Annotated in this window: 18 protein-coding genes; 8 read left to right on the top strand and 10 right to left on the bottom strand. The window is 72.3% G+C overall.

The features are described from left to right. Positions 1 to 159 precede the first annotated feature (159 nt). Entirely contained in the window at positions 160 to 873 is a 714-nt protein-coding gene (locus WME79_RS39850; RefSeq protein WP_437525803.1) for a hypothetical protein, read from the top strand. A 43-nt stretch (positions 874 to 916) separates the two neighbouring features. Here WME79_RS39850 and WME79_RS39845 read toward each other — a convergent pair whose 3' ends face one another. Next, positions 917 to 1,927 (bottom strand): endonuclease/exonuclease/phosphatase family protein, encoded by a 1,011-nt coding sequence (locus tag WME79_RS39845; RefSeq protein WP_437525801.1) that lies wholly within the window; start codon positions 1,925 to 1,927, stop codon positions 917 to 919. Between the two features lie 68 nt (positions 1,928 to 1,995). Between WME79_RS39845 and WME79_RS39840 the strand changes: the two genes are divergently transcribed. Continuing rightward, positions 1,996 to 2,454 (top strand): hypothetical protein, encoded by a 459-nt coding sequence (locus WME79_RS39840; RefSeq protein ID WP_437525799.1) that lies wholly within the window; start codon positions 1,996 to 1,998, stop codon positions 2,452 to 2,454. 103 nt (positions 2,455 to 2,557) lie between these two features. On the opposite strand, the gene WME79_RS39835 is transcribed toward WME79_RS39840, so the two are convergent. Then, positions 2,558 to 3,919, bottom strand: a complete 1,362-nt coding sequence (locus WME79_RS39835; protein ID WP_437525797.1) for a tetratricopeptide repeat protein — start codon at positions 3,917 to 3,919, stop codon at positions 2,558 to 2,560. A gap of 180 nt (positions 3,920 to 4,099) precedes the next feature. On the opposite strand from WME79_RS39835, the gene WME79_RS39830 reads away from it, so the two are divergent. Beyond that, entirely contained in the window at positions 4,100 to 5,125 is a 1,026-nt protein-coding gene (locus WME79_RS39830; RefSeq protein WP_437525796.1) for a hypothetical protein, read from the top strand. Positions 5,126 to 5,159: 34 nt separating this feature from the next. Here WME79_RS39830 and WME79_RS39825 read toward each other — a convergent pair whose 3' ends face one another. Beyond that, positions 5,160 to 6,572 (bottom strand): DUF4331 domain-containing protein, encoded by a 1,413-nt coding sequence (locus WME79_RS39825; RefSeq protein ID WP_437525794.1) that lies wholly within the window; start codon positions 6,570 to 6,572, stop codon positions 5,160 to 5,162. 32 nt (positions 6,573 to 6,604) lie between these two features. Continuing rightward, positions 6,605 to 7,675 (bottom strand): hypothetical protein, encoded by a 1,071-nt coding sequence (locus WME79_RS39820; RefSeq protein ID WP_437525792.1) that lies wholly within the window; start codon positions 7,673 to 7,675, stop codon positions 6,605 to 6,607. A gap of 290 nt (positions 7,676 to 7,965) precedes the next feature. Between WME79_RS39820 and kbl the strand changes: the two genes are divergently transcribed. Then, positions 7,966 to 9,156, top strand: coding sequence for a glycine C-acetyltransferase (gene kbl, locus WME79_RS39815; RefSeq protein WP_437525790.1), 1,191 nt, complete (start codon positions 7,966 to 7,968; stop codon positions 9,154 to 9,156). A gap of 5 nt (positions 9,157 to 9,161) precedes the next feature. Here kbl and WME79_RS39810 read toward each other — a convergent pair whose 3' ends face one another. The 3 genes from WME79_RS39810 to WME79_RS39800 form a co-directional block, all read right to left on the bottom strand. Then, positions 9,162 to 10,331, bottom strand: a complete 1,170-nt coding sequence (locus tag WME79_RS39810; protein ID WP_437525788.1) for a zinc-binding dehydrogenase — start codon at positions 10,329 to 10,331, stop codon at positions 9,162 to 9,164. A 285-nt stretch (positions 10,332 to 10,616) separates the two neighbouring features. Continuing rightward, a complete protein-coding gene (lepB, locus tag WME79_RS39805; protein ID WP_437525786.1) occupies positions 10,617 to 12,077 on the bottom strand; it encodes a signal peptidase I in 1,461 nt (486 codons plus the stop codon). 263 nt (positions 12,078 to 12,340) lie between these two features. Beyond that, on the bottom strand, positions 12,341 to 13,414 hold the full coding sequence (locus tag WME79_RS39800; RefSeq protein ID WP_437525784.1) for a hypothetical protein: 1,074 nt from the start codon (positions 13,412 to 13,414) through the stop codon (positions 12,341 to 12,343). 104 nt (positions 13,415 to 13,518) lie between these two features. Here WME79_RS39800 and WME79_RS39795 point away from each other — a divergent pair, with 104 nt between their 5' ends. From WME79_RS39795 to WME79_RS39780, 4 genes are all read left to right on the top strand, one after another. Then, the gene (locus tag WME79_RS39795) at positions 13,519 to 14,517 is read left to right on the top strand and encodes an NAD(P)H-dependent glycerol-3-phosphate dehydrogenase (RefSeq protein ID WP_437525782.1); all 999 of its coding nucleotides are present in this window, start codon (positions 13,519 to 13,521) and stop codon (positions 14,515 to 14,517) included. 82 nt (positions 14,518 to 14,599) lie between these two features. Further along, positions 14,600 to 15,682 (top strand): hypothetical protein, encoded by a 1,083-nt coding sequence (locus WME79_RS39790; protein ID WP_437525780.1) that lies wholly within the window; start codon positions 14,600 to 14,602, stop codon positions 15,680 to 15,682. Positions 15,683 to 15,732: 50 nt separating this feature from the next. After that, a complete protein-coding gene (locus WME79_RS39785; protein ID WP_437525778.1) occupies positions 15,733 to 17,679 on the top strand; it encodes a sigma 54-interacting transcriptional regulator in 1,947 nt (648 codons plus the stop codon). Further along, the gene (locus WME79_RS39780) at positions 17,679 to 20,138 is read left to right on the top strand and encodes an endonuclease MutS2 (protein WP_437525776.1); all 2,460 of its coding nucleotides are present in this window, start codon (positions 17,679 to 17,681) and stop codon (positions 20,136 to 20,138) included. The genes WME79_RS39785 and WME79_RS39780 overlap by 1 nt, the downstream gene beginning before the upstream one ends. A gap of 36 nt (positions 20,139 to 20,174) precedes the next feature. Here the strand turns inward: WME79_RS39780 and nusB are convergent, their stop codons facing one another. The 3 genes from nusB to ribB form a co-directional block, all read right to left on the bottom strand. After that, entirely contained in the window at positions 20,175 to 20,597 is a 423-nt protein-coding gene (gene nusB, locus WME79_RS39775) for a transcription antitermination factor NusB (RefSeq protein WP_437525774.1), read from the bottom strand. 16 nt (positions 20,598 to 20,613) lie between these two features. After that, positions 20,614 to 21,123, bottom strand: coding sequence for a 6,7-dimethyl-8-ribityllumazine synthase (gene ribH / locus WME79_RS39770; RefSeq protein ID WP_272102824.1), 510 nt, complete (start codon positions 21,121 to 21,123; stop codon positions 20,614 to 20,616). A 96-nt stretch (positions 21,124 to 21,219) separates the two neighbouring features. After that, positions 21,220 to 22,407 carry a 3,4-dihydroxy-2-butanone-4-phosphate synthase gene (ribB, locus tag WME79_RS39765; RefSeq protein WP_437525772.1) on the bottom strand — a complete coding sequence of 396 codons (1,188 nt, stop codon included), beginning with the start codon at positions 22,405 to 22,407 and terminating at the stop codon, positions 21,220 to 21,222. Positions 22,408 to 22,433: the final 26 nt, after the last annotated feature.

Below are 22,433 nucleotides of genomic sequence, written 5' to 3'. Positions count from 1 at the left end.
CGCGCGCCCCGAGCGCCTCCGCTCGCCCGACGCCGCTTCGGCCGGCGCGCGTGTGGCCTGGGCTGTGCACGTGGACGTCGCTGGGCCGGTTCTGCACGCGCGTGGCCTCGATGGGCCAGGAAAGCTGCTGCGCAGCCTGTTCGACGAAGGGGGGCTCCCGTGAAAGGCACAATCCATGAACGCAGCTTCCGCGCCGCCGTCTCCATGCTCGGCGCGGCCTCGCTGATCTCCGCGGCCCTCGCGTCGGGATGCGGCGGCGCGTCGCCACCGGCCGTCTCCGCGAAGGCGCCCGCGCGACCCGCGCAGGCATCGCCCGATGGGCAGGGCGCGCCGGGGGCGAGCGTCGAGCAGCGCGAGCAGCGCGAGGCTCAGCGTGCCTGGTGCGTGTACCTCGAGGAGCTCTACCAGCGGGCCACCGAGCAGGCGAAGGGCTGGCCGAAGTTCGACCAGTGCACGCAGATGACGACGATGGCCTCGCCGAAGATGCTCCGCGCGACCTCGGAGTGCTCGCTGGCAGCGCTGCGGCGCTTCGAGGGCGATCCCTTCACCGCCGCCTATGCGGAGGAGGTGAGCCGCTGCGGCTCCGACGCCATGACGGCCACCACGCTCCCGCGCGCCGACCTGGCGCCGTACATGGCCGTCCTCTGCGGCCGCCTCGCGGGGTGCGGTGACCTCGACTACGACGCCTGCCGGCAGAGCCTGGAGGACGGCCTCGGTCCGCAGCTCGAGCGAGCGATCGGCGCGATGAACAGCCGCGGTCGGCACGAGGTCCGCGCCTGCTTCGGCAAGCTCGCGTGCGGCGGCGATCTCGGCCCGCAGATCTCCGCGTGCCTCGAGCCCATCATGGACGACCTGCTCTGGCTGCCGGGGTGAGCGGCCGGCGCGCCGCGCCCAGGGCGGCAGCGCCGCGCGGCGGTCAGCCGGCGGCGCCCGGCAGGCGGCAGCGCGCGATCAGGGGGACGTGATCGGACAGCCCTGCGAACGCTCCCTTGTGCCCGAACGGGTGCGTGCCCGTGAAGTCCAGCCACTGGAGGCGCTCGGACGAGTAGACGTGGTCGAGGTGCATGCGGAGGTTCATGAAGCCGGCCGTCGGGAAGGCGCGCGCCTCGGTCTCGGAGAAGCAGCGGACCTTGGCGAACGCGTCCACGAAGCCGGTCTCCTCGCGCAGGAAACGATCGACCGGCGAGCCTGGCAGCGAGTTGAAGTCGCCGACCACCACGAAGTTGTCGCTCCGGCGCTCGCGGCGGACGAAATCGGCGAGCACCCTCGCTTCCTCGATCTGATTCGGCCCGAACCCCATCCGCGCATCGCCGGTCCAGAATTCCCGCGAGAACACGCTCGGCAAGCTGAGGTGGGTGTTGAACACATCGAAGCTCTGCCCGCTCTCGTGCTCGAACGACACGTGCGCGCAGATGCGCGTCTGCTTCAGGCTCTTGACCCCCCGCCGATGGGTGATGTCGTGCGGGCGCTCCGCGTTGTGGTGTCCGATGTGGAATGTGTCGCGCGCGAGCACCGCGAGCCCGGTCGTGTAGATGTTCGTCCGCGAGGTAAGCCTGTAAGTGTGCGCGGGGAAGTAGTAGGCGACGAAGCGCTCGCGCCGCTCTGCCTGCGCCAGCGCCGCGTGCAGCTCGGTCATCAGGCGATCGAGCTGGGTCTCCTCCGGGTGCCAGCGTGGGTTCATCGTCGAGGACCTCAGCGACTGGGTCTCGACCTCCTGGAGGCACACGAGATCGGGCAGCGGGGACATCCGCGCGAGCGTCGTCGCGATCCGGGTGATGGCGGCGCTTGTCGAGGCGATGCCCCGCGTGCCGTGCCCGAAGTAGCGGACGTTATAGGAGACGATCCTGAGCGACGTGGCGTCGTCGCGCGGCGTCCCGGGGCCGCGGAGCGCGCCGGGCGCCGCGCGCGTTGAGGTCGGGTCCGGCACCCGCTCCTCAGGTGTTGGGCCGCTCGAACGAGGTGGGAGGCGTCGCTCGGTCATGTATCCTCTCGCCCATGGGCAAGAACATCATCGTTTCCGAGGATACCATTCGTGACCTGCTGGAAGCGCATGCCTCCCTCTCCGCCTGGTATTACGAGCTCTGGTCGGCGCTGCGGGTCGCGAACGCCTCGGCGAGTGCCCCCGATGATGCGGCCCGTGCGGCGTTTGTCGAGCGGATGGCCACGAGCTTCCCGGAGGTCGCGTCGATCGCCCGCTCCATCCAGGTGCCGAGGATGTTCGTGCCGCCGCCGCCCGCGGTGAGCGTGCCCCCCGTCGCGGCGGGCGAGACGGGAGGAGATGAGGCCCCGACAGCGATCGAGCCCGCGCCCGCCCGGCTGCGGGAGCTCCACGGCCAGCCACCGAAGAGCCAGCCAGGATCGAGCCCCACCGATGAGTCCGCCCCGGCGCCGTCGCAACCCGCGATCGCTCCTCCACCGCTGGTGGTCCCGTCGACCGTCAAATACGACACCTGAGGTCGAGTCCCCGCTCAGCCGGACTCGCGAGCTCTCACCACCAAGGGCACGCCTCTCGTGCTCACCCCCAGCGCGCCTCGCGCGCTGCTCCTCGCACAGGCCGTCACCGCGCCAGGCCGCGAGGGGCCTTGCGACGCGCGAGGAGCTGCTCGGCCTCGGCGGCTCCTGTCATGTCGAAACTGGGGTTCAGATCGAGCGCGTCCCGCACGAGCCGCTCGCCTTGTGCCAGGTCCCCCAGCGCGATCCGGATCGCCCCCGCGTGGTAGAGCAGGCGCGCGTCCCTCGTGCCGAGCGCCAGCGCCCTGTCGCTGGCCGCGCGCGCTTCAGCCAGCTTGCCGGCGCGGTACAGCGCCCAGGCGTGGGTGTCCTCGGTGTAGATGTCTGCGCGGACGGCGCGCTCCGCGGCGGCGAGGCGGAGCGCCTCGTCGCGCTCCAGGCCCTTGGTCGCGTAGTACAGCGCGAGGGTCCGGCGGTCCGACCGCCGCCCCGCGTCGACCGCGCTGGCGTAGGCCCGCGCTGCGCCGGCGTGGTCGCCTGCAGCCATCCTGGCGTCGCCGAGCAGCCACGCGGTCTCCACGTCCGGGCTCTGCTGGTGGGCCCGCTCGAGGAGCTCGACGGCGCGGCCCCACGCGCCGCGGGCCAGCGCGACGCGCGCCCTGCCGGCGAGCGCCGGCGGATACCCCGCCTGCGCGGCGAGCGCCCGCTCGAAGCCCAGGTCTGCGCCCTCGTGGTCGCCCTCGTGCCAGAACATCATGGCCGCCTGGGTCAGGGTCCACGCGAGCGCTTCGGGATCGCCCGGGTCGCCGGCGTCGATCGCGAGGCGGATGATCCGCTTCGCCGTCGCCGCGTCGCCCTGGAGCCACCGGAGGTGTGCGGCCCGCGCGTAGGACGGCAGGCCGGGCCGCTGGTCGACCATCCGCTGCGCCGCGTGGGTCGCGACCTCGAAGGTGCCGAGCTCGAGGGCGGCGTCGCTGAGCGTCCCGAGCGCGAGCGCGTCGCCCTCGTCGCGTGAGAGGACCCGCTCCGCCGCGTCGCGCGCCTCGGCGAACCTGCGCTCGTGGATCAGCACGAGGCCGAGCAGGTTGAGCGACGCGCGATCACCCGCGGCCAGCGCGAGCCCGACCTCCGCGCATGCGTGAGCCCGGCCGTAAAGCGACGGATCGCCCGAGGCGCGCGCCTTTCGGAGCCACGCGCGGCCGAGCGCGCTCCAGAGATCCGCGCCGCCGGGCGCCTTCGCGAGCCGTCGGGACAGCGCCTCGATCTCGCGATCGACGGCGCTCGCACCCGCTGGGGCTGCGAGGGCGAGCGCGCGCGCCGCGTCGAGGCTCGAGGGCGCCGGTGCCTCGGCGGCGCGCCCGGTCGATACCGTCGCGGCCGGGACGGCCTCGGCGTGCGGGCGCTCGGTGCAACCGAGGCTTCCGGTCAGGGCAGCGCAGGCGAAGAGGCAACCCGTTCGTCGCAGCATCGGAGCGCTGACCTCCCCTCGCGCTGGAGCTCCGCCCTGGGCGAGCCGCGACTCACCTGGGGGGCACTACCGGCTCGATCCGATCGCGAAAGAGCTTGCCTCGCCTGTCTGCGCCGGCAAGCTCGCCGCTCCAGCGCATCGTTCGATCGACCAGCAGCGCGCAGCGCGGAGGAGATCGCATTGCCTGTCCAGACGGATGGCGACCGCCTGCAGCGGCTCTGCGCCGCGGCGTTGATCCTGCACCTCTGCGCGGCGTGTGCTCGCCGCACCTCGCCTGAGGCGGGCGCGACCGCGGCGCCCTCGCTGGAGGCGGATGCGGCCGCGGCGCCCTCGCCGGAGGCGGGCGCGACCACAGCGCCCTCGCCGGCAGGGCCTGCGGATAACCTGCCGGGCGACGAGATCACCCCCGTCTACGGGAAGGCCGAGGGCGCGCCGGAGCCGCTCGCGGCCCGGCTGTGCGACGCGCTTCACGCATTGCCCGCGCGGCGCAAGGCGGCGTGCTGCGGCGGCGCCGCGGGCTTCCACGCTGCCGCCGAGTGTGCGCGCGCGCTGAGCCTCGCGGTGCGCACGCGGGCGGTGACGCTATCGACCGACGAGGTGGGCCGCTGTGTCGAGGCGATGGAACGGTCGCTCGATGGGTGCGACTGGGTCTCTCCGCTCGCCGCCCCGGTCCCGCCCGCGTGCGAGGGGATCGTGCGGGGCGCGCTCGACGAGGGGGCCCGTTGCCGGTCGTCGCTCGAGTGCGCGGGCGGGCTTCGCTGCGACGGCGCCGGCCCCACCGACGCGGGCACCTGCCGCCCCCCGCGCGCCGCGGGGCCCTGCGGCCTCTCCGTCGACGCGCTCGCCGCGGTCACCCGGCAGACGCGCTACGCCGAGGCGCACCCCGAGTGCCGCGGCCACTGCGCCGGGCGCGCGTGCGCGGACGACCTCCCGCTCGGCGGCCGGTGCGAGGCCCACGCGGCCTGCGGGCGGGGCCGCCGCTGCGTCGACGCGCGCTGCAGCGAGGCAGCGCTACCCCCCGCCGGCGCCGCCTGCCTCGGTGGGCTCTGTGCGGCCGGCGTGCGCTGCGTGGACGGGCGCTGCGTGGCGCCGAAGGCCGAGGGCGAGGCCTGCACGCGCGACGGCGAGTGCCGCGCAGCGTGTGTTCGACGAGGGCGCGGGAGCGCCGTCGGCGGCGTGTGCGGGATGCGGTGCGCGGCGCCGTGACAGCCGAGCTGCGCGCGGCGCCACGCCGGGCGGCTCAGGGCCGGAAGTGGCCCTGGGTCGCGCCCTCCCAGGCTGTCGCGAGGTAAGGGAAGGCCGGGAGGAACCGCGCGTCGTTCGCTGCGACGCCGTCGCCCGCCGTCGCGCCGAGCGCGCCGGTCAGGACGAGCGTGAGCACCGCGTCGGTGACGTCGGTCTGCTCGTGATCCGCGCCGGGGACCAGCGCGCGGCCGTTCGGGAAGCCCGATGGCATGCCCAGATCGATCCGGAGCACGTCGCCGACGGTCTCCAAACTGTGCCCTCCGAGGCTCGCGGGCTTCAGGTTGAAGGTGTCGATGAGGTCGGTCCGGCTCTGCTTCAGCGCCTCGGGATCGAAGGCCGCGAGCGGCTGGCCTGCCTGGTAGAGCCCGGCGAACTCGGCGTCGCGCACCAGGATCGGGTTCAGGAAGTAGGCCCCGAAGTTGGCGAGATCGTCGCGCGGGTGCGCGCGGTTGTACTTGTCCTTGTCCTGCAGGCCGATGATCCAGGTGTTGATCAGCGGCAGACCGACACGCGACACCTGGACCCAGGGACCGAGGCCATCTTCCTTGCCGTTCGCGCGCAGGATCCGCACCTTGCGGCGGCTCGCGGAGGCCCAGACGCCGAGCGTCTGCCGGTCGCTCGGCCCCGGCGTCGGCTCCGCGCCGCCGTTGACCGCCGCGAGAGGGAGCTCGAGCGCGAGCGTGTGGACGTTGAAGCCGGCGAGGTTGTCGCGCGCGGTGCACGACGGGTTCGGCGCCGCGAGGAGCGGGCACAGCCCCGCCAGATCGGACGCGCGGCCGAGATCCGCGTAGAAGCCGTCGTCGCGCGGCCCGGCCCAGGCGCGCCCCGCGCCGCCCGCCATCTGCTTGAGGAACTTCGAGGACGTCGCGAAGGCCGGGTAACCGCCGCCGGTGATCCGGTAGGCGAGCTGGTTCGTCCTCCTCCCGATGTTCGGCGGCGCGACCGGGGCGTCCCTCAGGAGCACGGTCGACGCTCCGCCCTCGATCTTCGTCACGGTGTACGTCTGCTCCCCGCCGGCGAGCTGCGAGAAGAACTCGTTGCCGCCGCTTGGCGCCGGCGTCAGCCCCGCCGGATCCGCCGCCAGGTACGGCCTGGTCGAGAACCGGAACTGGTATGTCAGCGCGTCCTCGAGGCTCGACGGCCCGCGCGCGATGTGCACCTCGTAGAGCACGTCGTCCGAGAAGCCGTGGAAGTTCGGCCCGCTGGCGGGCTCCTCGAGCGGAATGTAGCTCGCGAGGATCACGAGGTTGCCGCCTTCCACCCACGCGTACAGGTCGGTGTTGTCGGCGGCCGGATCCCTCGCGATGGCCGGCGCCTCGCGGTGGCTCGACGCTGCGGCGAGGCCAGGCGCGCTGAGCGCGACGAACGCCGTGAAGACGGCGACGGCGCGTGACGGTCGGTGGATCATGCGTGCGGGTCCTCCCATCGCTCCTCTGCAGCTCATTGCCTGAGCAGGAACACCGAGCCTTGCTCCTGGGCCCTGTGATCGACGAACGCGAAGACGTCGGCGCCCCTCGCCCGGTGCAGCCCGCCCGGCTCGTCGTGGCCCGGTGCGCCAGCGGACGTCGCCGAGCGCGCCCCGGACGCCACCTCGATCCATACGACCTCGTCGGCGCCTCGGGTCGGGTCGCGCGTGAGCACGAGCAGCGCCGCGTCGTCGCGCGTCAGCGCGATGCCGCACGGATAACCGGCGTGGAGCCCGGTCGCGAACGGGCTCACGAAGCCGTCCTCGATCCTGAAGATGGTCGCCGTCTTGTCGGGGCTCGCGAGGGTGTCGCACACGAAGACGTCGCCCCGGCCGGCTACCGCGATCCCGCTCGGGTCGACGAGCGGGCTCCCCTTGGCGAGCGCCGACACCTCGCCGCCGCGCGCCGGCAGCGAGAACACGCCGGGCTGGCCATCATCGCGAGCGCGCCCCGAGAAGATGATCCGCTCCTCGTTGTCCGCGCCGCGGGCGACCTCGAGGCCGCGCGCGAGCAGCCCCTCACCGCCGTCGATCGGGGCGACGGCGCCGCCGGGCAGATCGATCGCGAAGAGGGCGCCCGCGTCGTCGAGCGCCGGGTCGCCTGCGCCTGGATCGGCCACGAAGACGCGACCGCCGTCCGCGCTCGTCGCGATCCCGAGCGGCGCCACGAGCGGCGGACCGGCCGCGATCTCGGCGGCGCCCGCGCCGCCTTGCGCGCCGATCCTGAAGACGCCGGCCCTGCCGTCCGCGCCGAGGCCGGTGAAGTACACGTAAGCCCCGGCGGCATCCGGCGTCGCGTCGAACGCGATCGCCGGGACGAGCGGCAAAGCCGCATAGGGAGCATCACCCCCCGCGCCGCCCCCGCCTCCCGTACCGCTCGTCGTGGTCGTGGTCGCGCCTGGCGCTCCGCCGGTGGAGCCCGCGCTGGTCCGTCCGGGCGGATCCTCTGCGCGGCTGCAGCCCGGGTTGCTCGCGGCGGCCGCGAGCGACGCGACAGCGCACAGCACACCGGCGCTTCGCCGGAAGTCCCCCCTGGCTTCCGTCATGCCTGCTCCTCCCGAGGGCGCCGTTCGTGCGCTCGGCTCGCGCGGCGCGCGCTGGCGCACGCGACGCGAGCCGCACGGCGATCGCGCGGCGCTGGACGCTGCCCGTTCTGCCACGGGCCTCCCGGATCGAGTAGGCCGCGGCCGGGCCGCGGCGCGACAAAGCCGCGTGCATCCTGCCTCTCGTGTCCGGGATCGCCTGCTGGCGCTCAGGCCCATGAGCAGCGCCGCCCTGGGTGTCCGGACGGCGTTCCCCCGTCGACCCGCTGACAGCCCCGTTTTATAACGACGTCATGTTCGATGTCGCTCGGTCACTGTACGTACGGGCGTTGGAGGACATCCGTGCGGCGGGTCTCTACAAGGAAGAGCGGATCCTCGAGACGCCGCAGGGGCCGGTGATCCGGACCGAAGGTGGCGCTGGGGTCCTCAACTTCTGCGCGAACAACTACCTTGGCCTGTCGTCGCACCCGGCGGTCATCGCGGCGGCGAAGGAGGCAATCGACACGCACGGCTTCGGCCTCTCCAGCGTGCGTTTCATCTGCGGCACGCAGGACCTTCACCGGCGGCTGGAGTCCCGGATCGCCCGCTTCTTCGGCACCGAGGACGCCATTCTCTACTCGTCGTGCTTCGACGCGAACGGCGGCCTCTTCGAGACGCTCCTCGGCGACGAGGACGCTGTCATCTCGGACGCGCTGAACCACGCGTCGATCATCGACGGTATCCGCCTCTGCAAGGCCGAGCGGCACCGCTATCCGAACGGGGACATGGCCGCCCTCGAGGAGATCCTCCGCGCGACGGCCGGCAAGCGGCTCCGGCTCATCGCCACCGACGGCGTGTTCTCGATGGACGGGTACCTGGCGAAGCTCGATACCATCTGCGATCTCGCCGACAAGTACCGCGCGATGGTGATGGTCGACGACTCGCACGCGACCGGGTTCATCGGGCCGACGGGGCGCGGGACCGCGGAGCTCTGCGGCGTCATGCACCGCGTCGACGTGATCACCTCCACCCTGGGCAAGGCGCTGGGCGGGGCGAGCGGCGGCTTCACGACCGGCCGGCAGCCGATCGTCGACCTGCTCCGGCAGCGATCGCGGCCGTACCTGTTCTCCAACACGCTCGCGCCGGCGATCGCCGGCGCCTCGATCGCCGTGTTCGACCTCATCGACGCGGAGCCCTCGCTGCGCACGCGGGTGATGGACAACGCGCGCCGGTTCCGGCAGGGGATGACGCAGGCCGGCTTCACCATCAAGCCCGGCGTCCACCCGATCGTGCCCATCATGCTGGGCGAGGCGCAGCTCGCGAACGAGATGGCGAGGGCGCTGCTCGCCGAGGGCATCTATGTCATCGGCTTCTCGTACCCCGTCGTGCCGAAGGGCGAGGCCCGCATCCGGGTGCAGCTCTCCGCCGCGCACGAGCCCGAGCACGTCGATCAGGCGATCGACGCCTTCCGGCAGGTCGGCCGGCGCCTCGGCGTCGTCGCCTGAGCGGCTCAGTAGCGGAGGATCACCTTCGGGTGGCTCGCGATCGCCTCCTGGAAGGCCGCCGCGTCGTAGTCCTCGAAGTCGAACACCGTCCCCTCGCCCCGGTTCAGGATGACCTCCCAGATGAGGTCGTGGATGTTCGGATCGCGCGACTCGAGCAGGTGGCGCGTGATGTGCCACGTCTCGAAGATACGCCGGCCGATCACGCTGTGGAGGCTGATGCCGTCCACGATGAGGCGGTCGAAGTTCTCGATCACCGCGTCACCGCTCTTCAGGCCGAAGAGGATCACGTCGCCCCCGCGCCTCGCCGCGTGGATCGCGTTGTTGACGCTGCTGTTCACGCCGCTCATCTCGAGCACGACGTCGACGCCGACGCCGTCCGTGAGCTTCCGGACCCGCTCCGTCAGCTCGGGATCGCTCGCGTGGGGTCGCTCGGGGCTCGACCGGTGCGGGCGCAGGACCGCGTCGGCGCCCAGGCGGCGGGCCATCTCGGCGTTCCGCTCCGCCGGCTCCACGCCGATGACGTAGATCGCCCCCATCGCGCGGGCGATCGCGATCGCGAACAGGCCGATGGTGCCGCAGCCGAAGATCGCCACGCGCTTGCCGCGGAGGTTCACCTTGGTGCACGCGTGCACGGCGTTGCCGAACGGCTCCTGCACCGCGGCGACCTCGGGCCGGATCCTCGCGATGTCGGTGCGCCACAGGTTCTTCGCGGGCAGCTTGACGAGCTCGGCGAAGCAGCCGTCCTCGCTGATCCCGATGATCTTGTCGTCCGCGCACACGTGGGTGTCGCCGACGCGGCACTGGTAGCAAGCGCCGCAGGCGATGTGGCTCTCGGTCGACACGATGTCGCCGATCGCCAGCCCGAAGGACCGGCGCGCGTCGGTCCCGAGGTCGACCACGCGGCCGAGCAGCTCGTGGCCGATCGTGCGCGTCGCCTTCCGATCGCGATCGAGCGACGAGAGGATCATGTCCTTGAAGGCGCTGCGGAACCAGATGCCGCGATCCGAGCCGCAGAAGCCCGTCATGATCGGCTTGACGAGGACGTTCGCGCGGTCGTGGTAGTCCCTGGCCTCGTCGATCGCCGGGCGCTCGACCTGATCCTTGGACAGCCCGACGGTGGACTCCCACGGCTGCTTCTCGCGGTTGTATGTCAGCGCCCACATCGCGTCGCTCATGCACCTGACTCCTGTTCGGGGTTCGAGGCGCACGCGGCTGGCGCACGGGCGCCTCGGGCACGTGAAGCGTGGCGCGTGAACGAGCGAGCGCCCATCAGAAAATTGCACTCAGGCTGCTCACGTCTCCGGCGTCTCCCCTCGGCCTCTTCGGCTCGATCTCGCGGCGCCCCGGGCGCACCGTCTGCTCTGTCGCCCTGGACCGGATGACTCGCCGCGTTGACCGCGCGGGGACAAGACCGCCGACGCGCTGCCGGGGAGACTGCGCTCCCACGCGCCGACGCGGCTTCAGCGGCGCTTGGACTGAGGGCGCGCCGGCGGGGGCGGCGGGGTCGTCTCGGAGACGGGGGGCCGCTCGCGGAGGCATTTCTCGAGGCCGTCGTGCAGGGCCGCCTCGTGGGCGCCGGGGAGCTTCGGGCGCCCCATGACGTTCACGAAGAGGCGATCCTGCGCGATGCCGCCGCCGGGGCCGAAGCTCATCCACACGAACATCGCGCGTCCCTTGATGTGATCGAAGGGCACGCCCGCGCCGAGCCCCCCGCGCCAGCTGCGCGAGTCGTGGCTGTTGTTGCGGTTGTCGCCCATCACCCACGCCTCTTCGGCGGCCACCTTGAAGGGGCCTTGGAGATCGCCGCAGACGCCGCCCCGGCACGTGGAGCCCGGCGTGCAGTCGTCGCTCTCCACGCACATCATGCCGTCGGGGTTCTTTTCGTAGAGCGTGAAGTACGACTTGTCTCCGAGGTACTCGACGAACAGCTCCGCTTGCCGGCCCTCGTAGTGGTAGGGGCCGACGTGACAGTGGGGGACGAGCCAGCCGTTGATGACGGGGCGGCCGTTGATCGCCTCGAGCGTGTCGCCAGGGATGGCGATCGTCCGCTTGATGAAGTCCTGCTCCTTGTTCTCGGGGAACTTGAACACCATCACGTCCCCGCGCGACGGCGGCAGGCGAGGGAAGAGGCGCTGGTCGGTCCAGGGGATGAGCGGGCCGTAGGTGAACTTGTTGACGAAGATGTGGTCGCCGACCATGAGGGTCGGGATCATCGAGCCGCTCGGGATCTTGAACGCCTCGACGACGAAGGCGCGCAGGAGGAGCGCGACGGCCACGGCGATGCCGATCGACTCCGCGTACTCGCGCATCTCGCCCTTGCGCCAGCGGCCGAGGTGCTCGCCGACCGTGCGGTCGGCGCGGCTGTGGGCGGCGTCGAACTCGTCGGCGTCGAACGTCTCGGCGCTCATCGCGCGCTCGAGGGCCGCGATCGCCTGCGTCACCTGCTCGCGCTCGCCGCTCGTCAGCTCGCGCTCGACGTCACGCTTGCGGCTGCGCAGGATCCGGTGGGCCTCCTCGAGGAGCGCCGCGGCGTCCTCGAAGCGAGCGCGCGCCTTCGGCGGGATGTCCCGGCGGCCGCCGACGCCGATCGCCGACGCGAACGGCAGCTCGTGGCGGAAGCGCCAGAGGATCATCGCGAAGATCGTGAAGAGCACGATGCCGGCCGGGATCTGCTGCTCGCCGACGAAGACCCGGAGCGGCTGGGAGCTCCCTCCCTGGGCCGGCGGGGTGAGCAGCCAGACGTTCAGGACCGCGAGCGCGAAGGGAACGATGCAGATCCACACGAGGTGGAACAGGAAGCGCAGCGGCGCCCGGCCGTCCCTGCCCCCTGGCGGAGGAGAGCTGCCCGTCGAGCGCGGGTCCGCTCCGCCGGTCGCCTTGGCCGCGCTGGCGCGGGGCTCCGAGCTCGCGCTGCCCCTCATCGAGGGTCTGAACTCCGAGCTTGCGGGCCGACTGGCCGCGACCGACGGGACGCTCTGGGGTTGATCATCGGGGCGCGGCGGCAAGAGAGAGCTTATGTATACGCCGCCCCTCGCCGCGGCAAGTGCGCAGGCGTGGCGGGCGACGCGCGGTCCGTCGGCGTCGTCGCCCGCGTGTCCTCGTTCGCCTTCGTTGCCCTCGTTCGCCCCTCGTTCGCCCCTCGTTCGCCCCTCGTTCGCCCCTCGTTCGCCCGCGGTTACCCTCGTCAGGGCGCGTCTCCGACCTCGACGGCGTAGCTCACGAGGGCCGCGCGGTCGTCGCGGGCGTACGTCGTTGGCTGCGTCCGCCCCGCGGCGTTCGTGTTGTCGATGACCAGGTAGTATTGCCCCTTGGGCAGCGACACGGTTCGCCGCCAGGGGGCGCCGGAGTACACCGGCTCGTCGAGCAGGGCCGCCGCTGTCAGGGGCGCCGGCGCGGGCTGCGTCAGGTACGCCTGGAGCCACGGCTCCCCGGTGCCTCGAGGCACGAGGATGACGTCCACGCCGGGCGCGCCGTCGACGGCGACCGTGAGCGTCAGGGCCTCGCCGTTGCCCGCGATCTCCAGCGGGCCGATGTAATCGCGCTGCTCCTGGTGCACCTCGGTGCGCTCGTTCGCCAGGAGCAGCTTGCCGTTGTCGCGGCGCTCGTACGGAGCGTCGGGCCGCTGCCCCTTCTCGATGATGCCGAGCCCGAACTGCACGGCGCCGTCGTCGTCGCGGATGACGGTGAACCCCCGGGCGATCTCGGTCTTCAGGAGCTGGGCGCCGAGCGCGTTCGCGTACGCGCTGCCCTGGGCGAGCGACACGCCGCCGAGCGAGATCGCGGCGGGCTGCTCGATGAGCTTGGTCGTGAAGCTCGCCGCCGTGGTCGAGCGCTGGCGGAAGTACACGTACATCGTGTCGCCATCCATCAGGAAGTCGTGGTCGTACTCGACGGCCGCGCTCGCATCGAAGCTCATGCGCTTCGTCAGGTTCGTCCAGACGACGCCGCTCCCCCCGAACTGGAGGAGCAGGTGCCCGTTCGCGAGCTCCTGGGCGACGCACGAGCCCGGGTAGAACCGGCCCGTCACCGGGTCCTCGTCGCGGAGGCGCAGCGGCACGCTCCGCTTCCGCATCTCGGTGCAGAGCTGGCTCGTCGCGAAGGCGAGGATGGCCCTGCGGAGGGACAGGTTTCCCGGATCGTTCACGACGCCAGGCATCACGCCGAGCGCGCCTTGGCCGCACGCGCCGCACACCGTTCCGAGCAGCGAGAGGCAGAGCGCGAGGCCGAGCGCGCGCAGCGCAGCGGTGCGGAAGAGCATGGGCGCAGCATAGTCGAAACACCGGCGGGTCGAGCGGCGCGCCGGCGGGTCGAGCGGCGCGCCGCCGTCGGCCTCCGCGCGCGGGTGGTGATAGGGTCACTGTCATGGCGAACGTCGCAGTCATCGGGGCCGGCGCGTGGGGGACGGCGCTGGCGAAGTTGCTGGCGGACAAGGGCAACCCCACCGCGCTCTGGGCGCACCACGGCGAGCTCGCCGAGCGCATCGGCCGCGAGCGCCAGAACGACCGGTACCTGCCGGGCGTGGAGCTGCCCGCGAGCCTGCGCGCGACGGGCGATCTCGAGGACGCGCTCCGCGGCGCGGAGCTCGCCGTCGTGGTCGTCCCGTCGCACGCGCTGCGCGAGGTCGTCCGGGAGGCAGGGCGCCACATCCCGCGGGACGCGCTCGTGTGCAGCGCGACGAAGGGCATCGAGAACGACTCGCTGATGCTGATGAGCGAGGTGCTGGTCGACGAGCTCGGGCGCGAGGCCGAGCCGCGGCTCTCGTACCTGTCGGGGCCGAGCTTCGCGCGCGAGGTCGCGGCCGGCCAGCCGACGACGGTCGTGGTCGCTGGCAGGAGCGAGCGAGAGACGCACGCGGTGCAGCACCTGTTCGCGACCGATCGGTTCCGGGTCTACTCGTCCGATGACGTCGTGGGCGTCGAGGTCGGCGGCGCCCTCAAGAACGTCATCGCCATCGCCGCCGGCATCTGCGACGGCCTCGGCTTCGGCCACAACGCGCGCGCCGGCCTGATCACGCGCGGCCTCGCGGAGATCGGCCGCGTCGCAGCGGCGAAGGGGGCGAACCCGCTCACGCTCGCGGGCCTCTCCGGGATGGGCGATCTGGTGCTCACGTGCACGGGCGAGCTCTCGCGCAACCGCACCGTCGGGATCGAGATGGGCAGGGGACGGAAGCTCGACGAGATCCTCGCCGGCCTCGGCCATGTCGCCGAGGGCGTGAAGACCGCAAAGAGCGCGCACGATCTCGCGGACAAGCTCGGCGTGAGCGCGCCGATTACGGTCGAGGTGTACCGGATGCTGTACGAGGGGAAGCCGCCGCAGCAGGCCGTCGTGGACCTGATGACCCGCGCCCTCACGAGAGAGTGAGACGCGGGGCCGGCTCGCGGGAAGGCGCTTTCTCGCGCCGCTGCGCGCCTCGCCTCTCGCGAGCGTGTAAAGTGGCGGCGCGATGCACACGCGACCTCTCGTGAGTCTCCTCTCCGCGCTCCTCCTGTCGAGCGTCAGCTCGACGGCCGCTGCCCAGTACGGCACGCCGCCCTACGGTGGTCAGCAGGGCGGCGCGTACGGCGGTCAGTACGGCGGCGGGTACGGAGGCCAGTACGGCGGCGGGTACGGAGGCCAGTACGGCGGCTACGGCTACGCGCCGCAGAAGAAGAGCGAGCCCAAATCGACCCCGCTCGAGGTCGGCTATCTCTACGCCACCTCCGTGGCCTACGGCGTGGGGACCGGCATCTGGATCGACGCGGTCGCCGGCATCGACGATCCCGGCGTGCAGTTCATCGCGCCCGCGCTCCTCGGCGTCGCGGCGCCGGTCGGCGTCTACTTCCTCGACTCGCCGCCGATGCCGCGCGGCATGCCGTCCGCGATCGCCACGGGCATGGTGATCGGCGCGGGCGAGGGGCTCGGCATCGCCTCCTACCAGTACGTCAGCGCGCGGAAGGGCAAGGAGTGGGGCTTCCTCGGGCTCGCGACCGCCGAGGTGATCGGCTCCACCGTCGGCGGCGCGGCGGGCTGGGGTTTCTACTACCTCCTCCGGCCCAAGCCGCAGACCAACATGCTCGTCGCCTCGGGCGCCGTCTGGGGCTCGCTCATCGGCAGCGCGTTCGGGGCCGCCGCCAGCAACGGCGACTGGAGCGAGTCGAACGACAGCATCTCGCTCGGGGGCCTCATCGGGTTCAACGTCGCGACCGCGGGCGCCGTCGGCCTGTCCGTCGCATGGACGCCCTCGTGGAACCAGCTCGCGTGGATGTGGGGCGGGCTCGGCATCGGCACGGTGGTGTCGTTGCCCATCTACCTCGCGTACATCGGGAGCGATCACGACCCCCGCCGCGGCCTCATCGCCCAGGGCGCGGCGGGCACCCTCGGCCTCGTGGCGGGCGCCTTGTTCCTCGGGAGGCCGGACTCGAGCGCCTCCGTCGCCCTGGACGACCAGGAAGATCGTGGCCGTCCCCCGTTCGCGCGCGTGCTTGGCGGCAGCCTGACGCCCTATCGAGGCGGGCTCGGCGCCGTCGTCGTCGGAGAGCTCTGGTAAGCCGCGGTGTGCCGTCCAACACGGCTGCATGAGGCCGCGGCACGCCTGCTATGCTGCCCTCGATGCCGACCCTGAAGTATTTCGCCTCCGAGGGCGCGCCACGCCTGTACAGCGTCCACAAGCCGGTCACGACGATCGGCAAGGCGCTCGGAAACGACGTCGCCGTCGCGGGGGCAGGGGTGCTGGACCATCACGCGCAGATCGTGTTCGACGGACGCGATTTTGTGCTGGAGGAATGCGAGCGCGACGGGGAGATCGCGATCAACGGCAAGAAGAAGCGGCGCGCCCGCCTGGTGCACGGCGACCGGCTCCAGCTCGGTACGGTCGAGGTCGGCTTCTCGATGTACGCCGAGGCGCCGACCGTCCAGGAGCGGCTCCCGGCGGGCGACGGCGGGGCGGAGCGGCCCGCGCCGCTGCAGGGCTCGTCGGAGCTCGCCGGCGTCCGCAAGCTGTTCGCCTTCAGCGAGAAGCTCATCAACCGGCGCAACGTCGACGAGCTCCTCGAGGCGATGCTCGACGACGTCATCGAGCTGACGCACGCCGACAAGGGCTTCCTCCTGCTCCTCGAGGGGGCGGAGGCGGCGGCCGACACGGCGGTCTGCGGCGGCGCTCCGGCCGCGCCGGCCGCGGGCGGCGACCGCAAGCTGGCGGTGCGCGCCTCGCGCAACATCCGCAAGGAGGCGATCACCGACGCGGCCGGGGGGATCTCGGACAGCATCGTGCGTCAGGTCATCGTCTCGGGCCGCCCGGTAATCGTCTCCGACGCGCTCGCCGACACGCAGTTCGGGCGGAGCGACAGCGTCATCGCGATGAAGCTCTCCAGCGTGATGTGCGCGCCGCTCCTGTCGCAGGGCCAGATCATCGGCGCGCTCTACGTCGGCAACGACAAGATCAAGCACCTCTTCGACCGCGCCCAGCTCGACCTGCTCAGCATCTTCGCGTCCCAGGCCTCGCTCATCCTCCAGAACGCGATGCTCCTGAACGCGCTCAGGGCCGACAAGGCCAAGCTCGTCGCCGAGCTGCACGACAAGAAGTTCGGCGAGATCATCGGCGCCTGCCCCTCGATGCTCGAGGTGTTCCGCAAGCTGCAGAAGGTCGCGGCGACCGACATCAGCGTGCTCATCACGGGCGAGACGGGGACCGGGAAGGAGCTCATCGCGCGGGAGCTGCACCGGCGCAGCCCGCGCGATGGCGGCCCCTTCATCACCATCAACTGCGGCGCGATCCCCGAGAACCTCATCGAGAGCGAGCTCTTCGGCCACGTGAAGGGCGCCTTCACCGGCGCCATCGCCAGCCGCCCGGGCAAGTTCCAGATCGCCGACAAGGGCACGCTGTTCCTCGACGAGATCGGCGAGCTGCCGCTGAACCTCCAGGTGAAGCTCCTCCGCGCCCTCCAGGAGCGGGTCGTCTTCCGCGTCGGCGACTCGAAGCCCGAGAAGGTCGACATCCGCATCGTCGCCGCCACGAACAGGAACCTCGAGGAGGAGATCCGCGCCGGCAATTTCCGGGAGGATCTCTACTACCGGCTCAACGTCGTGAACCTGTGGCTCCCGCCGCTCCGCGAGCGCGGCGACGACGTGCTCATCATCGCCAAGGTCCTGCTCTCGAAGTACGCCGACGAGCTCGGCAGCGCCGTGCGAGGCTTCAGCCCGGCCGCGCTCTCCGCGATCAAGAAGTACCCCTGGCCGGGCAACATCCGGCAGCTCGAGAACCGCATCAAGAAGGCGCTCGTCCTCTGCGACCAGGCGCTCCTCGCCGTGGAGGACCTCGATCTCGGCCCCGGCGCCGAGACGGCCATCATGCCGCTGGAGAAGGCCAAGGAGGAGTTCCAGCGGCGGTACGTGCTGGAGGCGCTCGAGCGCAACAACGGCAACCGCACGCAGACGGCCCGCGACCTCGGCGTCGACCCGCGCACCATCTTCCGCTACCTCGAGAAGGAGCAGAACCCGATGCCGAGCGGGGCCGGCGGCGTGGCCCGCGATCCGACCGAAGCGTGATGGACTACAACCCCGAAGGGCCCTTCGCAGACCCCTGTCCGACCAAGACCCGCGCCGACCTGGAGTGGGATCGCGTCCTCGAGGCGCTCGCGGAGCGATGCGCGTCTCGGGGCGGGAAGCGGCTGGCCCGGGCCCTGCCGTTCGCGTCGACGCGCGCCGAGGCCCTCACCGCGCTCGCGGAGGTGCGCGAGGCGGTGGAGCTCGCCCGGGCCGGGGAGCCGGTGCCGGCGCGCGACGTCGCGGAGCTCGAGGACGCGCTCGATCGGGCCCGCATCGGCGCGGCGCTCGCGAACGAGGAGCTGCGCGCCGTGCTCGGCCTCCTCGAGGCCGCGCGGACGTCGCGGCAGTACCTGCAGAACCGGCGTCAGATCGCGCCCGCGCTCTACGCCGCGTGCGCGACCAACCCGGAGCTCGACGCCGTCGCGCGCGAGCTCGCGGCGGCCTTCGATCCGGACGGCACGCTCGCCGATCGCGCTTCGCCTCGCCTGGAGGCGCTGCGCGCGGAGCGGCGCGCGGTGCGCGAGCGGCTCGTCCGGCGCCTCGAGGACCTCATCCAGAAGCACGAGGACATCCTCCAGGACCGCTACTGGACGGAGCGCGACGGGCGCTACGTGCTGCCGGTGCGATCCGACGCGCACGAGCGCTTCCCCGGCATCGTCCACGCGACGAGCGCGAGCGGCGCCACCGTGTTCGTGGAGCCCCGGGTGCTCGTCGAGACGGGCAACCGGATGAAGATGGTCGACGCCGAGGTCGCGCGGGAGGAGCTGGCGATTTACGCTGCGCTCACCGCCCGCGTGGCCGAGGACGTCGAGAGCGTCGCGGCCGCCGCCCGCGCGCTGACCCACGCCGACGTGCGGGCCGCGGCGGCGCGGCTCGCGGAGGACCTCGACCTCACCTTCCCGGACGTCCCGGAGGACGCCTTCGGGGCCGGGCGGGGCGCCTCGGAGGGCGGATCGAGGCCGACCTCCATCGAGCTCATCGGGGGCCGCCACCCGCTCCTCGCGCTCGACGGCGTGAAGGTGGTCCCGAGCGACCTCGCGATGAGCGCAGGGCGCGGGATGATCGTCTCCGGACCGAACGCCGGGGGCAAGACCGTGGCCCTGAAGACGCTCGGGCTCGCTGCGCTGATGGTCCGCGCGGGCCTGCCGGTCGCGGCGAGGGAGGGCTCTCGCGTCGCGCTCTTCGACGTCGTGCTGACCGACGTCGGCGACGAGCAGAACCTCCACAAGAACCTGTCGACCTTCAGCGCCCACGTGAAGAACCTGGGGCGGATCCTCGGCGAGACGCGCCCCGGCGCGCTCGTCCTGCTCGACGAGCTCGCCGGCGGCACCGATCCGCGCGAGGGCGAGGCGCTCGCCGCGGCCGTGCTCGACTCGCTGTGCGCGCGCGGGGGCACCGTCGCCAGCACCACGCACTACGAGGGCCTCAAGGCGCTCGCGCTCGGCGATCAGCGCTTCGAGAACGCCTCGGTCGGCTTCGATCTCGCCACCATGAGCCCGACCTTCCGGCTCGTCGTCGGCGTGCCCGGCGCCTCGAGCGCGCTCGCTGTCGCGCGGCGGTTCGGCATCCCGGGGCCCGTGCTGGAGCGGGCCGAGCGCTTCCTCACGAAGGAGGCGGTCACCTTCGAGCAGATGGTCGAGAAGCTCTCCGCCGAGCGCCGCGCGCTCGAGCTCGCGCGCGAGGACGCCGAGCGCGAGGCGGCCGCCTCCCGCGCGAAGCGGCGGGAGCTGGAGGCGGAGATCGAGCGGGCTCGGGACAAGGAGCGCGGCGTGATCACGCGGGAGGGGGAGGCGCTGCTCGCCAGCCTGCGGCGCGCGCGCGAGGACCTCAAGGCGGCGCAGGCGCGCCTGCGCGGCAAGCCCACCGAGGAGGACGTGCGCGCGGCCGCTCGCGCCATGGACGCGGTGGGGCAGAAGACGTCGATCGGCGGCGAGCTCGAGCTGCGCCCGAAGGACGAGCCGCAGGCGCGGCCGGCGATCGATCCGGCCACCATCCGCGTCGGCGCCCGCGTCTACGTGCCTCGCTTGCGGGCCGAGGCCGAGGTGGTGGAGGTCCTCTCGGGCGGCCAGCTGCGGGTCACCGCCGGCGCGCTCAAGCTCACGACCTCGATCGCCGAGCTGCGTGGCACCGGCGCGCCGCCAGCGCCCGCGGCGCCGCCGCAGCGCCGTGTCGATCTCGACGCCGCCGCCGACCCGGACGTCCCCATCCAGACGGCGGACAACACCGTGGATCTGCGCGGCCTGCGCGCGCACGAGGCGGTCGCCATGGCCGAGCAGTTCCTCGACCGCTCGCTCGGCGCGGGCCGCAAGGTCACGTTCTTCGTCCACGGGCACGGCACGGGCGCCCTGCGCGACGCCGTCCGCGAGGCGCTGCGCGGCAGCCCTTACGTGGCGCGCCTCCGCCCGGGCGGCCCCAGCGAGGGCGGCGATGGCGTGACGGTCGCCTGGCTGAAGTGGTGAGTGAGCGCGCGCCTGAGCGACAGCGCGCCGTGACGCTCAGCGATCTCGATCGACCCGGCCGAGGTTCTCGGCGATCCGGTCGAGCACGCCGTTCACGAAGGCGCCGCTCTCCTCGCTGCCGTAGCGCTTGGCGAGCTCGACCGCCTCGTCGAGGATGACCGCGCGCGGCACCTCCGGGCGGTTCATGAGCTCCCACGCGCCGAGCCGGAGGACGTTCCGATCGACGCGCGCCATCCGCTCGAGGCGCCAGTTCGTGCTCGCCTTCCGGATCGCCTCGTCCACGGCCGCGAGATCCTCGGCGACGCCGAGCACCACCTCGTCCGCGTAGGCGCGTCCCTCGGGATCGCCCGGCGTCTCGCGCCAGAAGGTCGCGACGACGCGGGGCGCCGAGCTTCCACCAGCTTCCACCGAGAACAGCATCTGCAAGGCCGCTTCGCGGCCGGTAGAGCGCGCACCCATCTCTCAGAACCTTCGTTTACAGGCCAGCGGTGTCCAGCGCGGCGCCGAGCGCGAGCATCTCGATCGCGCTGACGGCGGCCTCCCACCCCTTATTGCCATGCTTCGTGCCGGCCCGCTCGACCGCTTGCTCGATCGAGTCGGTCGTGAGCACCCCGAACGTGACCGGCACCCCGGTCTGGAGCGACACGGTCGCGATCCCCTTCGTGACCTCGGCCGCCACGTAGTCGAAATGCGGCGTCGAGCCCCGGATCACGGCGCCCAGGGTGATGATCGCGTCGACGCTCTTCTTGTGCGCGAGCCTCCCCACGATGGTGGGCATCTCCCACGCGCCCGGGACGCGCACGATCGACGTCCGACCGAGCGCGCCGCCGTGCCGCGCGATGGCGTCGAGCGCGCCCTCGACCAGGCGGTCGACGATGAAGTGGTTGAAGCGGCTCGCCACGAGCGCGAAGCGCGCCCCCGGCGGGACCACCAGGTTCCCTTCGATCACCCTCGCCTGTGCCTGCCCGACCGCTTGCTCTGCCATCCGCCGTTCCTCTCTCCTGCCGCGCGGGGTGCGCGATCGCTGTGATCGCGATCCCGTCCGAGCGCCCTTTTACCAGCGAACGAGCGCGCCCGTCTGTCAGGCTTCGCCCTTCATCGAGACGAGCGGCACCCGCTCGATCACGGTGAGCCCGTACCCGGTGATCCCTGCGATCTTCGGCTGGCTGTTCGTGAGGAGCCGGATCTGGTGCACCCCGAGATCCGCGAGGACCTGCGCGCCGAGGCCGAACTCCCGCAGCGTCCACGGCTGCTGCGTCTTCACGACGGGGAGCGTCTCATCGGAGCCCGGGCCCTTCAGCAGCTCCAGCTCGCGGCCCAGGTCCCCTCGCGACGGGATGTAGACGACCACCCCGACGCCGGCGCTCTCGATCGAGAGGAGCGCCTCGCGCAGGTTCGAGCCGCCGTCGAAGGGCGTCGAGCTGAACAGGTCCGCGATGGTCGACCCGGAGTGCACGCGGCACAGGATGGGCTCCGTCGTCGCGACCGCGCCCTTGGTCAGCGCGAGGAACTGCCGCTGCTCGTTGATCACCTCGTAGACGTACACGGTCCACTCCGTGCCCGTCAGATCGAGCCGCAGCGTCCGCTCGCCCACGCAGCGGACCAGCCGCTCGGTCTGGAGCCGGTACTGGATGAGGTCCGCCACCGTCACGATCAGCAGGCCGTGCTTCGCGGCGAACACCTCGAGATCCCGCATGCGGGCCATGCTGCCGTCGTCGTTCATGATCTCGCAGATCACGCCCGCCGGCCGGAGCCCGGCGAGGCGCGCGAGATCGACGGACCCCTCGGTCTGCCCCGTCCGCACGAGCACGCCCCCGCGGCGCGCCTTCAGCGGAAAGACGTGCCCCGGCGTGACGAGATCCTCGGGGGCGGCGTCGCGCGCGATCGCGACCCGGATCGTGTGCGCCCGATCGGCGGCGCTGATCCCCGTCGTCACCCCGGTGCGCGCCTCGATGCTGACGGTGAAGGCGGTGCCGAGCGGCGGTCCGCTCCGCCCTGGCGCGGACATCATCGGCAGCTCGAGGCGCGCGACCTGCTCCTCGTCGAGGGCGAGGCAGATGAGCCCGCGCCCGTGCATCGCCATGAAGTTGATCGCCTCGGGGGTGACCGCCTCCGCAGCCATGCAGAGATCGCCCTCGTTCTCGCGATCCTCGTCGTCGACGAGGATCACCATCTTGCCCGCGCGGATGTGATCGAGCGCGGTGTTCACCCGGTCGAGGACCGCTTTGTCGATGGTCAGCCGATGAGGCATCGGGCCCCCGGAGGTCATGTCCTGGTCGAGCCTGCCGCTCGAGG

It is taken from the genome of Sorangium sp. So ce726, from assembly GCF_051521405.1.
GTDB lineage: Bacteria > Myxococcota_A > Polyangia > Polyangiales > Polyangiaceae > Sorangium.
Note: the sequence above shows the minus strand (reverse complement) of the source record. Positions and strands in the feature narration are given on the sequence as shown.